Annotated in this window: 13 protein-coding genes; 6 read left to right on the forward strand and 7 right to left on the reverse strand. The window is 69.6% G+C overall.

What is annotated here, in order from left to right; all coding sequences use genetic code 11:
* Positions 1 to 7 precede the first annotated feature (7 nt).
* Positions 8 to 604 carry a GNAT family N-acetyltransferase gene (locus ASC87_RS15985; protein WP_056663894.1) on the reverse strand — a complete coding sequence of 199 codons (597 nt, stop codon included), beginning with the start codon at positions 602 to 604 and terminating at the stop codon, positions 8 to 10.
* A gap of 96 nt (positions 605 to 700) precedes the next feature.
* Between ASC87_RS15985 and ASC87_RS15990 the strand changes: the two genes are divergently transcribed.
* A complete protein-coding gene (locus tag ASC87_RS15990; RefSeq protein ID WP_056663897.1) occupies positions 701 to 2,185 on the forward strand; it encodes a PLP-dependent aminotransferase family protein in 1,485 nt (494 codons plus the stop codon).
* Positions 2,186 to 2,386: 201 nt separating this feature from the next.
* Positions 2,387 to 4,498 carry a hypothetical protein gene (locus tag ASC87_RS15995; RefSeq protein WP_235582185.1) on the forward strand — a complete coding sequence of 704 codons (2,112 nt, stop codon included), beginning with the start codon at positions 2,387 to 2,389 and terminating at the stop codon, positions 4,496 to 4,498.
* 24 nt (positions 4,499 to 4,522) lie between these two features.
* Here the strand turns inward: ASC87_RS15995 and rbsD are convergent, their stop codons facing one another.
* The 6 genes from rbsD to ASC87_RS16025 are packed head-to-tail and all read right to left on the reverse strand — an operon-like array spanning position 4,523 to position 10,408.
* A complete protein-coding gene (gene rbsD, locus ASC87_RS16000) occupies positions 4,523 to 4,918 on the reverse strand; it encodes a D-ribose pyranase (RefSeq protein ID WP_056663901.1) in 396 nt (131 codons plus the stop codon).
* The gene (gene rbsK, locus ASC87_RS16005; RefSeq protein ID WP_056663904.1) at positions 4,915 to 5,826 is read right to left on the reverse strand and encodes a ribokinase; all 912 of its coding nucleotides are present in this window, start codon (positions 5,824 to 5,826) and stop codon (positions 4,915 to 4,917) included. Before rbsK ends, rbsD begins: the two co-directional genes overlap by 4 nt.
* Positions 5,823 to 6,845 (reverse strand): LacI family DNA-binding transcriptional regulator, encoded by a 1,023-nt coding sequence (locus tag ASC87_RS16010; protein WP_056663907.1) that lies wholly within the window; start codon positions 6,843 to 6,845, stop codon positions 5,823 to 5,825. The genes rbsK and ASC87_RS16010 overlap by 4 nt, the downstream gene beginning before the upstream one ends.
* 40 nt (positions 6,846 to 6,885) lie before the next feature.
* The gene (locus ASC87_RS16015) at positions 6,886 to 7,908 is read right to left on the reverse strand and encodes an ABC transporter permease (RefSeq protein WP_056663910.1); all 1,023 of its coding nucleotides are present in this window, start codon (positions 7,906 to 7,908) and stop codon (positions 6,886 to 6,888) included.
* Positions 7,909 to 7,914: 6 nt separating this feature from the next.
* A complete protein-coding gene (locus tag ASC87_RS16020; RefSeq protein WP_056663913.1) occupies positions 7,915 to 9,459 on the reverse strand; it encodes a sugar ABC transporter ATP-binding protein in 1,545 nt (514 codons plus the stop codon).
* A 7-nt stretch (positions 9,460 to 9,466) separates the two neighbouring features.
* Positions 9,467 to 10,408 carry a sugar ABC transporter substrate-binding protein gene (locus ASC87_RS16025; protein WP_157604077.1) on the reverse strand — a complete coding sequence of 314 codons (942 nt, stop codon included), beginning with the start codon at positions 10,406 to 10,408 and terminating at the stop codon, positions 9,467 to 9,469.
* A gap of 322 nt (positions 10,409 to 10,730) precedes the next feature.
* On the opposite strand from ASC87_RS16025, the gene queE reads away from it, so the two are divergent.
* The 4 genes from queE (at position 10,731) to ASC87_RS16045 (ending at position 12,673) form a co-directional block, all read left to right on the forward strand.
* Positions 10,731 to 11,369 (forward strand): 7-carboxy-7-deazaguanine synthase, encoded by a 639-nt coding sequence (gene queE, locus ASC87_RS16030; protein ID WP_056663917.1) that lies wholly within the window; start codon positions 10,731 to 10,733, stop codon positions 11,367 to 11,369.
* Entirely contained in the window at positions 11,366 to 11,746 is a 381-nt protein-coding gene (locus ASC87_RS16035; protein ID WP_056663920.1) for a 6-carboxytetrahydropterin synthase, read from the forward strand. Before queE ends, ASC87_RS16035 begins: the two co-directional genes overlap by 4 nt.
* Positions 11,747 to 11,849: 103 nt before the next feature.
* Positions 11,850 to 12,227, forward strand: a complete 378-nt coding sequence (locus ASC87_RS16040; protein WP_056663923.1) for a hypothetical protein — start codon at positions 11,850 to 11,852, stop codon at positions 12,225 to 12,227.
* A complete protein-coding gene (locus ASC87_RS16045) occupies positions 12,224 to 12,673 on the forward strand; it encodes a DUF2846 domain-containing protein (protein WP_056663925.1) in 450 nt (149 codons plus the stop codon). Before ASC87_RS16040 ends, ASC87_RS16045 begins: the two co-directional genes overlap by 4 nt.
* Positions 12,674 to 12,709: the final 36 nt, after the last annotated feature.

Here is a 12,709-nt window from a genome sequence, read left to right on the forward strand (position 1 = left end):
AACGAGGTCAGGCGCGGGGCTTGTCGAGCTGCCACTGCAGGTGGGTGCGGACGGCCGGCCATTCGTCCTGCGTGATGCTGTAGACACACGTGTCGCGCAGTGTGCCGTTGGCCAGGCGCTGGTGGTTGCGCAACACCCCGTCGAGGCGGGCGCCGAGCCGCTCGATGGCGCGGCGGCTCTGGTGGTTCAGGAAGTGGGTGCGAAACTCGACGGCGATGGCCCCGCGTTCGAACGCGTGGGCGAGCAGCAGCAGTTTGCACTGGGTGTTGAACGGGCTGCGCTGTACCCGCGCGGCCGTCCAGGTGGAACCGATCTCGGCGCGCTGGTTCACCGGGTCGATGTTCATGTAGGTCGTCATGCCCACCACGCGGCCGTCGGCGTCGCGGGTGGTGAACGGCACCATCGAGCCGGTGCGTTGCAGGCCCAGCCGGCGGGCGATTTCGGCGTGCATCGTGGCCGGGCTCGGCACGGTGGTGTACCAGAGCTTCCACAGTTCACCGTCGCCGGTGGCGGCGGCGAGTTCCGTTTCGTGCTCGGGGGTGAGCGGTTCGAGTGATGCGTACGGGCCGGCCAGGCGCACCGGTGAAAGCCACGGGGAGGTCATGCGATTTCCTGTCGAAGGGCGGGGAGATGCGTTAAGGTAGCCGCCGCGTGGTCCCAGGAAAAGTGCCACGATCCAAGCTTCTGATGGTGCCACGCGATGCCCCAACCCCTCGCCGACGATTCCCTGGTGTTGATCGATGCCCCTCTGGACAAGGCGGGCGCACCGCTGCAGCGACAACTGCACGACCGGCTGAAGCAGGCCATCCTCGCGGGGCGTGTCACCCCGGGCAGCCGCTTGCCGGGGTCGCGTGTGCTGTCCGACGCGCTGTCGATCTCCCGCAACACCGTGACGGCCGTGTACGAACTGCTGGTGGCCGAGGGGTACGTGCAGTCCGACCGGCAGGGCACGCGGGTGGCGGCGCTGTCGCGTCCGCCGCTGCGGGTTGGCCGGGATGAACCCGCCGCCCCCGGCGTGGCCTCTCGCCTGTCGAACATCCGCACCATGGTGTCGCGCGGGCACACCACCGCGGCGCTGCGGCCCGGCGTACCGGCGCTCGCCCAGTTCCCGCTGGCCACCTGGCGGCGGGCGGTCGACCGCGCCATCCAGCAGGCCGGCCCGGCCGGGCTCGGCTACGGCGACCCGTTCGGCGCACCCGCGCTGCGCGCCGCCATCGCGCGCCACCTGGGCCTGTCGCGCGGGGTGCGCTGCACGCCGGCGCAGGTCGTGATCACCGAAGGGGCGCAGGAGGCCGTGGCGCTGTGCGCCAGGATGCTGACCAATCCCGGCGACACGGCGTGGATCGAAGAACCGGGGTACCGTGGTGCGAAGGCGGCGATGCATGCCGCAGACCTGCACATCGTGCCGAAGCGGGTGGACGCCGAGGGCCTGGCCACCGGCGATGCGGACTGGGCCGCCCGCCCGCCGCGGCTCATCTACACGACGCCGTCGCACCAGTACCCGGCGGGTGCCGTGCTGTCGGTGCCTCGGCGCCTGGCGTTGATCGCGAAGGCGCGGCAGCACGGTGCGTGGATCATCGAGGACGACTACGACAGCGAGTTCCGGCACGCAGGGGAGTCCATCGCCGCGATGCAGGGCCTCGTCGACCATGCCCCGGTGCTGTACCTGGGCACCTTCAGCAAGACGATGTTCCCGTCGTTGCGTGTGGGTTTCATGGTGGTGCCCGAGGTGCTGCTGGCCCCGCTGTCACCACCGTTGAAGGAACTGCTCCGCGGCGGGCACCTGCACGAACAGCTGGCGCTGGCGGCCTTCATCGACAGCGGTGAATTCGGCCGGCACCTGGGCCGCATGCGGCGCCTGTACCGCGACCGGCAGCGGGGCCTGCGCGATGCGCTGACCCGCCACTTCAAGGTACCCCACACCCTCGAGGGCGGCCACTCGGGCATGCACCTGACGGTGCGGCTGGCCCCGCGGTTCCCGGACACGGCCATCGTCGAGGCCGCGGGCCGATACGGTATTTCGCCGGTGGCGCTGTCGGGCTTCGCGCTGCGCCCCTTGCCGGAAGACAACGGCCTCGTGCTCGGGTATGGCAACACCCCGGTCGAGTTGTACGAGCCGCTGGTCAAGCGCCTGTCGCAACTGGTTCGGGCGGCCGAGACACCCGCACACAAAACCGGCCCCTAGAACAGGGTAACTCCCGATCCGTGGCGCTTCTCACGGAGTGGAATCGGTTCCATGATGTCGGTCCGGCGGCAACCGCTGCCGGAACCAGAGAGGCATCCCGCCCGTTCGCGCACCCCGCGGATGGCGGGGTGCGGGCGCGCGCGACCCGGCGCGTTTCCGATCCGAACGCCCGACGAGGCGTCCAACCGAAGGACACAACCCATGATCCGATCGACTTCGACAACCGCCGGCCGCGCCTCGCGCGGCACCGGTCCCAGCCGTCTTGCCGCCTGGTGGTGGCTGAGCGCGGCCCTGGTGGGCAGCCTCGCGCTGCCGGCCCACGCGGCCGACTACACCGATGGCGTGGCCGTCTCCGGCAACACGGCCACGCTGTGGTTCAAGAGCACGGTGAACACCACGTGGGTGGACGCCCACTACACCGTCAACGGCGGCGGCCAGGCCAACGTGCGCATGGGCTACTCGGCCGCGAACGCTCGCTACGAGCAGCCCATCACGGTGGCCACGGGCAACGTGCTGACCTACTGGTTCACCTACAACAACGGCAACCCCGCCTACGACACGGCATCGAAGTCATACACCGTGGGCGGTGACACCACCAACCCGCCGCCCACCGGCAGCACACTGCCCACATCGGACACCCCCGACTTCGGGCCGCATGTGTCGGTGTTCGATCCGGGCACCCCGATCGCCACCATCCAGTCGAAGCTGGACGCCGCGTTCAACGCCCAGCTGCTCAGCCCCACCGCGCAGTTCGGTGCGCAGCGCGACACCTTCTTCTTCAAGCCGGGCCGCTACAACGGCGTGTACGCGAACCTGGGTTTCTACACGGCCATCGTCGGGCTGGGCCAGAACCCTGACGACGTGACGCTGCAGGGCACCCTCAACGTCGACAGCGGCTGGAACCATGGCGACGTGTCCAACGCGACGCAGAACTTCTGGCGCTCCGCCGAAAACGTGGCGCTGATCCCGGCCGGTGGCACCAACCGCTGGGCCGTGTCGCAGGCCGCGCCGATGCGCCGCATCCACATCATCGGCAACCTGCACCTCGGACCGTCCAACCAGGGCGACGGGCAGGGGTACTCGAGCGGCGGCTACCTCGCCGACAGCAAGGTCGACGGTTCCATCTCGTCGGGCTCGCAGCAGCAGTGGTACACCCGCGACAGCAGCATCGGCGTCTGGTACGACGGTGTGTGGAACATGGTGTTCTCCGGCGTGACCGGTGCACCGCCCAACGCCTTCCCCACGCCCCCGCACACCACGCTGGCCACCACCCCGGTCTCGCGTGAGAAGCCGTACCTGTACGTCGACGGCGCGGGCAAGTACCGCGTGTTCGTGCCGGCGCTGCGCACCAACGCGTCGGGCGCCAGCTGGGCCAACGGCGCTACCGCCGGCACGTCCATCCCGATGAGCCAGTTCTACGTGGCCAGGCCGGGTGACGCGGCAGCGCGCCTCAACACCGCGCTGGCCCAGGGCCTGAACCTGTTCTTCACCCCCGGCACCTACCACCTCGAGGACACGGTGCGTGTCACGCGCGCCAACACCGTGGTGCTCGGCATCGGGTTCCCGACGCTGGTGCCCGACAGCGGTGTCAACGCGATGTCGGTGGCCGACGTGGATGGCGTGAAGATCGCCGGCCTGCTGTTCGACGCCGGCACCGTGAACAGCCAGGCGCTGCTCACCGTGGGCCCGGCCGGTTCGTCGGCCAACCACGCCGCCAACCCCACCACGATCCAGGACGTGTACTTCCGCATCGGCGGGGCGGTGGCGGGCAAGGCCACCAACAGCCTGATCGTCAACAGCCACCACACCCTCATCGACCACATCTGGGCCTGGCGCGCCGACCACGGCAGCTTCCCCACCGGTTGGACGGTGAACCCTGCCGACACCGGCGTGGTCGTCAACGGCAACAACGTGCTGGCCACCGGCCTGTTCGTCGAGCACTACCAGAAGTACCAGGTGATCTGGAACGGCCAGGACGGCAAGACGATCTTCTTCCAGAGCGAGATGCCGTACGACCCGCCGAACCAGGTTACGTGGCGCAGCGACGCACTCGGGTATGCCGCCTACAAAGTGGCCGATTCGGTGACGTCACACGAAGCCTGGGGTGCAGGGGCCTATTGCTACTTCAACATCAACCCGTCGATCCACGCGGGCCGTGGCTTCGAGGTGCCGGCCGTGCCGGGCGTGCGCCTGCACAGCGCGTTCACCGTGTCGCTCGGGGGCGTTGGCGTGATCGACCACGTGGTGAACGACACCGGCGGTGCGGCACAAGGTGTGTCGACCGTGCCGGTCAACATCGTCCACTTCCCCTGATCGCCTTTCGTTCTTGTCCCGGTGTCAGAACACCACGCCAGCGTGGAGGATCACGTTGGCGTACGGTGAAAACTCGCCCGTGCGCACGATGGCCCGCGCGCTCCGGGTGAGTTCCTTGAACGTGGGGTGGTCCACCTGGGACAGCGGGATGCCGTCGAGGCGCCCGCGCAACGCCGCCGCCAGTGCGGGGCTACGCGCCTGCAGTTCGCTGGCGTGCACGGCATGCTCCACCTGCAGTTCGGCGAGCACCGCGTCCAGCACCTGCTCGAACGACGGCACGCCTCGAGCCACGGCGAGGTCGATGCAGCGGGTACCGGCCGGCACCGGCAAGCCTGCGTCGGCAATGACCAGCGCATCGCCATGGCCCATCGTGGCGATCAGGTGCGACAGTTCTCCGTGGAGCAAGGCGGTCTTTTTCATGGGGATCCCAGTTCGTCGCGGCGGGGCATGCCACCCGTGGCCCCCGCACGCGTGACACTCAGCGAGGCGGCCCGCTGGGCGTAGGCCACCGCGCGGGCCAGGTCGGCACCTTCGCAGCGGGCGGCGGCGTAGGCACCGATGAAGGTGTCGCCGGCACCGGTGGTGTCCACCACCCGGGCGGCCGTTGGTGCGGGCACGTGCCGCGCGAGCCCGTCGGCCGCGACGTAGGCGCCATCGGCGCCCAGGGTCACGATGACGGTGCGCGGCCCCAGCGCGCGCAGCCGGCCTGCCGCCACGGCGGCATCGAACGGCGTGCCGTCGGGCCACGCGGCCAGCACGGCGGCTTCGGTTTCGTTGGGCACCAGCACGTCCACCTGCGCCAGCACGTCGGCCGGCAGGGCCTGGGCAGGCGCGGGGTTCAGCAGCACCGGCACACCGGCGGCATGGGCGATGGCGATGGCATGCCGCACCACGGCCAGCGGGGACTCCAGCTGGCACACGAACAGCGCAGCGCCTTCAATCAACGCGGCGGCGGCGTCCACCTGGGCGGTGTCGAGCAGGGCGTTGGCGCCGGCGGCCAGCGCGATGCAGTTCTGCCCGGCCCCGTCCACCAGGATCATCGCGACCCCGGTGGGGGTGCCCGCCATCGTGTGCAGGTGGGTGGTGTCGATGCCCTCGGCCGCGAGCACCGCGCGAGCCGTGCGGCCGAAGTCGTCGTCGCCCACGCAGCCGATGAAGGCCACCGGTGCCCCGAGGCGCGCGGCGGCCACCGCCTGGTTCGCGCCCTTGCCACCGGGCAGCGTCTGGAAGTCCTGCCCGTGCACGGTCTGCCCCGGCTGCGGCAGTGCCGCACACCGCAGCACCAGGTCCACGTTGACACTGCCGAGCACCACCACACCGCCGCTCATCGCGCCGCCTCCGGACACGGGCCGGACGACTGGCGCACCAGCAGCTTTGGTTGAAGGATGGTGCGTTGCAGCGCGCGGCCCGGGTTCGCGATGCGCTCGAGCAGCAGCTGCGCGGCGAGCTGGCCGGTCTGGTGCTTGGGCTGCACCACGCTCGTGAGCGGCGGGTTGCTGTGCGCGGCAAGCGCGATGTCGTCGAAACCCACCACCGACACGTCGCCAGGAATGCGCAGCCCGCGGGACGCTGCCGCACAGATGGCGCCGATGGCCATCAGGTCGTTCGACGCGAACACCGCGCTGGGGCGGCGTGCGGTGTGGGGCATCTCCAGCAGCGAGGTCATGGCCGCGTGGCCTCCGGCGCTGGTGAAGTCGGCGCTGCGCAGCAGGCGGTCGTCCACCGTCAGCCCCGCCTCGGCGAGCGCCCGGCGGTAGCCCTGCACCCGCTCGCGGGCCGACGACAGCCCCTGCGGGCCCGCGATGCACGCGATGCGCCGGTGGCCGAGCTGGATCAGGTGTTGCGTGGCGAGGAAGCCGCCAGCCTCGTGGTTGACTTCCACCAGGTCCGCGGCCAGGTCGTCGATCTCGCGGTCCACCACCACCTGCGGCATGCGGGCGGCGCGCAGCGTGTCGAGCAGCTCCACGTCGCTGCCGGAGGACAGCACGATCAGGCCGTCCACCTGCTTCTCGGTGAGCAGCCGCACGTAGTTGCTCTGCTTGATGGGGTCGTCGTCCGAGTTGCAGAGGATGACGTTGAACCCGGCTTCGTAGAACGTGTCCTCGATGCCGCGGATGATCTCCGCGAAGTACGGGTTCGAGCTGTTCGGGATCATCATCCCGATCGTGTGCGTGCGGTTGCTCTTCAGGCTGCGCGCCAGCGCGCTCGGCACGTACCGCAGCGCCGCGATGGCGGCCTGCACGCGCTCGCGGGTGGCTTCGCTGACGAACCGGGTGTCGTTGATGACGTGGGACACGGTGGCCACCGAGACCTGTGCGTGCTGGGCCACGTCCTTGATGGTGCTCATCGCTTGCTCGGTTCCGTTCGGGGGTGGGGAGAGGCGCGCATCAGTCGGCCGCGCGGGTCAGGCGTGCACGGTACACGTCGAGCACGACGGCGAGGATGATGACAAAACCGGTGACCATCTGCCGCAGGAAGTCGCTCATGCCGATCAGGATCAGCCCGTTGGCGAGCACCCCGATGATGCAGGCGCCCAGCAGCGTGCCGATGATCGACCCGCGCCCGCCGCTCAGGCTGGTGCCGCCGATGATCACCGCCGCGATGGCATTCAGCTCGAAGCCGATGCCGGAGATGGGGCTCGCGATGGTGAGCCGGGTCATGTAGATGACCGCCCCCACACCCACCGCTGCGCCGCAGATCACGAACGCGGCGATCTTGTACGCCCGCACGTTGTGGCCCGCCAGGCGCACGGCCTCCTCGTTGTTGCCGATGGCGTAGATGAGCCGGCCGAACACGGTGCGGTTCAGCACGAACCAGCCGATGGCCACCAAGGCGAGCGCCACGAGGAAGATGGCCGGTGCGCCGAACACCGAGGCACTGCCGAAGTCGTTGAAGGCATCGGGGAACTCGTAGATGGACCGCGCCTGCGTCCACTGCAGTGCCGCGCCCCGGGCGATGTTGAGCATGCCCAGCGTGACGATGAACGACGGGATGGCCCAGTACGCCGAGATGGCCCCGTTGGCGAGGCCGCACAGCGCGCCCACGGCCACGCTGGCCAGCAGCGCGAGGGCGATGGCCGCGCCCACGTCGAGCCCCTCGGCCTTCAGCACCGTGCCCGCCACCACCGCGCAGAACGCCATCACCGACCCCACCGACAGGTCGATGCCGCCGATCAGGATCACGAAAGTCATGCCCACCGCGAGGATCACGTTGATCGAGATCTGCGTGAAGATGTTCGTGATGTTGTTGGACGTCAGGAAGATGGGCGACAGCATCGCGAACACCGCGACGAGGCACACGAGGGCCACGCCAATGCCGGCTTCGCGCAACACGGTGCGGGTGCGGTGGCGCAACGAGGCGGGGGGCGGTGCCGCGCTTGCCAGCGAGGGGGTTGGGGTGGGGGTGTTCATGGGGGTTCAGCCTGTGGCGGTTTCGCGGGCGGCGGCCCGTGTGTATTCCTGGTAGGCCATCGCGAGGATGGCCTCTTCGTCGAATTGCTGGCGCGGCACCTCGCCGGTGATCACGCCGCGGCTCATCACCAGCAAGCGGTCGCACAGGCCCATCAGCTCACGCAGGTCGGACGACACGACCAGCACGGCGAGGCCGCGGGCCGCCATGCGTTCGAGCAGCGCATGGATCTCGGCCTTGGCGCCCACGTCCACGCCACGTGTCGGTTCGTCGAGGATCAGCACCTTCGGGTCGCGCAGCAGCCATTTGCCGAGCACCACCTTCTGCTGGTTGCCACCCGAGAGTTCACGCACGGGCTGGTCGATGGACGCGAGCCGCACCTGCAGGTCCGCCACGAGCCGGCGCGACACCTCGGCCTCGGCGCCCGCCTGCATCAGGCCCGAGCGCGAGACGGCGCCGAGGTGAGCGAGCGACAGGTTTGCGCGGATCGGCATGTCGAGGATCAGGCCCTCGTCCTTGCGGTTCTCGGTCAGCAGGCAAATGCCCTCGGCGAGCGCGTCCCGCGGGCTGCCGATGGACACCGGGCGGCCATCGCGGAACACCTGGCCGGCCACGACCGGGTCGGCACCGAAGAGGGCGCGCACGGTTTCGGTCCGGCCCGAACCGACGAGGCCCGCGAGGCCCACGATCTCGCCGTACCGCACGTCGAACGACAGCGGGGCCGTGCCCCGCTGGCCGCGAAAGCGAAGGCCGTCGACCCGCAGTGCCGGCGCGCGCGTGCTGTCGAGCACCGGCGGCTGGCGCACCGCCCGCTCCGCCAGGTCGCGCCCCACCATCAGGCGCACCAGCTCGTCGGGCGTGGTGTCGGCCATCGCCTGCGTGGCCACCTTGCGGCCGTTGCGCAACACGGTGACCCGGTCGCACACCTCGAACAGCTCCTGCAGGTGGTGGGACACGAACACCACCGTCACGCCGCGGTCGCGCAGCTGGCGGATCAGTGTCAGCAGCCGGTCGGTTTCGCGGGGCGTGAGCGTGGCCGTGGGTTCGTCCATGATGACGATGCGGCTGTCGCCCGACAGCGCCTTGGCGATCTCGATCAGCTGCCGCTGCGCCATGCCCAGCGTGGCCACCAGCGTGGACGGTGCCAGGTCGTCCAGCCCCACCAGCGAGAGCAGTTCCGCGGCGCGCCGGTGCAGCGCGCCGCGGTCGAGCAACCCGAACCGGTGGCGTGGCAGGTGTTCGAACAGCAGGTTCTCGGCCACCGAGAGCTGGTCGAGCATGTGCAGTTCCTGGTGCACCACGCGGATGCCGGCGCGCATCGCGTCGAGCGGGCTGTGCGGCGCGTACGGCGCGCCGAACAGGGCCATGTGGCCCGCGTCCGCCTGGTCAGCGCCACACAGGATCTTGATCAGGCTCGACTTGCCCGCGCCGTTTTCCCCGGCGAGGGCATGCACCTCGCCGCGCTGCAGCACCAGGTCGACGCCGTCGAGCGCGACCACGCCGGGGTGCCGGCGCGTGAGGCCGTGCAGGGCGAGGGCCGGGGTGCCGTTCATGGCCGTGTCACTTCAGGTTCTTGGCGGTGACGAGTTCGATCGGGGTCTTGACCCAACCCTTCAGCGGCTGCTTGTCCTTGCGGGACTTGATGCCGTAGTCGATCGCGTTGGCGGCCATCTCGCTGCCGAACTGGTCCACCGTGGCGAGCACCTTGCCCTGCTTGATCAGCGGCCGGATGGCGGGGATGTTGTCGAACCCCACCACCTTGATCTTGCCCGTCTTGCCGGCCGCGTCGATGGCCTTGGCCACACCCACGGCCATCGAGTCGTTGGCCACCATCACGCCCTGGATGTCCGGGTGGGCGGTGAGGATGTTGGTGAACACCGCGTTGGCCTCTTCCGTCTCCCAGTGGGCGGTCTGCGAGGCCACCACCTGCAGCTTGCCGGCCTTCGCGGCATCCTCGAAACCGAGCTTGCGCTGCGTGGCGTTGTCGGCGCCGGGGTTGCCTTCGATGATCACGATCTTGGCGCCCGGGCCCAGGGCCTTGGCCAGCTCGTCGCCGGCCATCTTGGCGCCGGCGCGGTTGTCGGGGCCCACGAACGCGAGGTCGAGGCCGGCCTTCTTCAGCGCGGCCGGGTCGAGCGCCACGTCGAAGTTCACCACGGTGATGCCGGCCTTCAGCGCCTTGGCCACCGGCGCCACCATGGCGCGGGAGTCGGCCGGGGCGATCACGATCACGTCGTACTTCTGCGTGATGAAGTTCTCGACCGCGGCGGTCTGGGCGTCGAAGTCGGTCTCGGACTGCATGCCCACCGCCTTCAGCTCGAAGTCGCCGCGCTTCTTCTCGTGGGCGAGGGCCCCCTCGGTCATGTTCTTGAAGAACTCGTTGGCCAGGGACTTCATCACCAGGCCGACCCGCGGCTTGGCGGCCTGGGCTTGGGCGAGCGGGGTCAGCAGGGCAAGGGCGGCGGCCAACGCGGCGGCGCGGCGGGTGAATCGGATCGTCATGTCGTTTTCTCCTCGTGGCTGGATCGTCGTGGCCGGACGGCGAGACGACGCTGGCCGGCAGATGCAAACGTTTGCGTAAACGTTTACGTCGGACCGTATTTCAGGGCACTGGACGAAAATGGAGAAGAGGGATTACCCGGACCTGGCGGCCTTCCCGGAGAAAGTCGGGGTGCGCCGTGGCGTTCGACCACGACCGGGCTGGCGCGGTGCCAGACCCCGGTCGGTACCGGCAAGGCAGCAGGGCCGGGTAAAATGCGAGGTTGGCCAGACCTGCAACGCAGGCAGCTTCACGCCCGTTCCAGTTCAGCCCTCCTGTTCCACCATGGCCACGTACAGCGTCAAGGAAATCTTCTACACCCTGCAAGGCGAGGGCGCCAACGCCGGGCGCCCCGCGGTGTTCTGCCGCTTCGCCGGCTGCAACCTGTGGACCGGCCGCGAGGCCGACCGCGCCAATGCCACGTGCCGCTTCTGCGACACCGACTTCGTCGGCACCGACGGGGTGGGGGGCGGCAAGTTCGCCGGCGCCCAGGCGCTCGCCGACCGCATCGCGTCGTTCTGGCCCGATCCGTCCCATGCCAACCGCTTTGTCGTGCTGACCGGCGGGGAACCGTTGCTGCAGGTGGACCCGGTGTTGCTCGACGCGCTGCACGGCCATGGGTTCACCATCGCGATGGAAACCAACGGCACCTTGCCCGCGCCCGACGGCATCGACTGGCTGTGCGTGAGCCCGAAGGCCGGCGCCGACTGGGTGCAGCGCCGCGGCAGCGAACTGAAGGTGGTGTGGCCCCAGCCGGGCCTCGACCTCGACGTGCTGGAGCAGGCCGACTTCACGCACCGCTACCTGCAACCCATGGACGGCCCGCTGCAGGCCCGCCACATCGAACTGTGCATCGCCCAGTGCCTCGCGCGGCCTGCGTGGCGGCTGAGCCTGCAGACACACAAGGTCACGGGCATCCGATGAGCTACGAGGTTTCGCAGCGGTTCTACTTCGAGGCCGCCCACACGCTCGACCGCCAGGTGGACGCGGCCGGCAGCCGGCGCATCCACGGCCACACGTACCTGGCCGAGGTGACGGTGGCGGGCCAACCCGACCCGGCCACCGGCATGGTGGTGGACCTGGGCCTGCTGCGCCGCCACATCCAGACCGTGCGCGACGCGCTCGACCACGCGATGCTCGACGACGTGCCGGACCTGGGCCCGGCCACGCTCGAGAACCTGTGCGCCTACATCGCCCGCGGGCTGCGCGACGTGCGCCCGTCGGTGGCCGCCGTGCGGATCTCCCGCGAGGCCAGCGGGGACAGCTGCCTGTTGCGCGTCGACCCCACCGAGACGATGTGACCTGGGCGCCACACCCCCCGCGCCGCCATCGAACCGAGGGGTGAATTCAGGCAACATGGCGCCCGCGGCCGATGGGGTTGGCCGGACCTCTGGAGAGCTTCCCATGCGCCTGCGTCACACCCTTTCCCTGTTGCCCTTCCTGCTGTCGGCCTGCGCGCCCATGGTGGTCAGCGCGCCTGCGACGCTGGCGCCAGCCACGACCGCTGCGTCGTTCCAGGTGAAGGCGCCGCTCGCATTCAAGCTCCCCACCGGCTACTCGCGTGAACTGCCCGCAGGCAGCCGCTGGCAAGCGGTAGGCCGCTTGCCGGAAGGGGTGGTCTACCGCCCGCTGAACACGGTCTTCACCATCGAAGGCCGCCAGGTCCACGAAGCGCAACTGGTCATCGACAAGTCCCAGCTCGTGGGCTTTTATCTGCCGGCCGAAGGCCGGTATTCCTCACTGGACAGTCCGATCCAGCTATCACTGGGAGAACCACAATGAAACGCACGTTCCTGAAACTCGCGGCCGCCGTCGCTGTCGCCGCAGTGTTGTCCGGTTGCGCCACTGGCGTGAAATACCAGGACATGGCCAACACGATTCCGGCGGTCAAGCCGAACCAGGGCCGGGTCTACTTCCTCCGTTCGTCGTCGATGGTGGGGGCCGCGATCCAGCCCGAGATCCGCCTGGACGGCCAGGTCGTCGGGGAGTCGAAGCCGGGCGGCTTCTTCTTCGTCGACAAGGCCCCGGGCAACTACCTCGCTTCCACCTCGACCGAAACCGAGAAGACGCTGAGCTTCACGCTGGCCGCCGGTGAAACCAAGTACGTGCGCACGTCACCCAGCTTCGGCCTGCTGGTGGGCCGCATCGTCGTGGAACTCGAGACGCCGGACAAGGCCCAGGCCGAACTGCCGTCCCTGAGCTTCACCGGCACCCCGGCTTCGAAGTAAGCCCTTCGTGCCATTCCCGTCCGCGCGTGAGCGCGG

The organism is Rhizobacter sp. Root1221 (genome assembly GCF_001425785.1).
In the GTDB taxonomy this organism is placed as follows: domain Bacteria; phylum Pseudomonadota; class Gammaproteobacteria; order Burkholderiales; family Burkholderiaceae_C; genus Rhizobacter.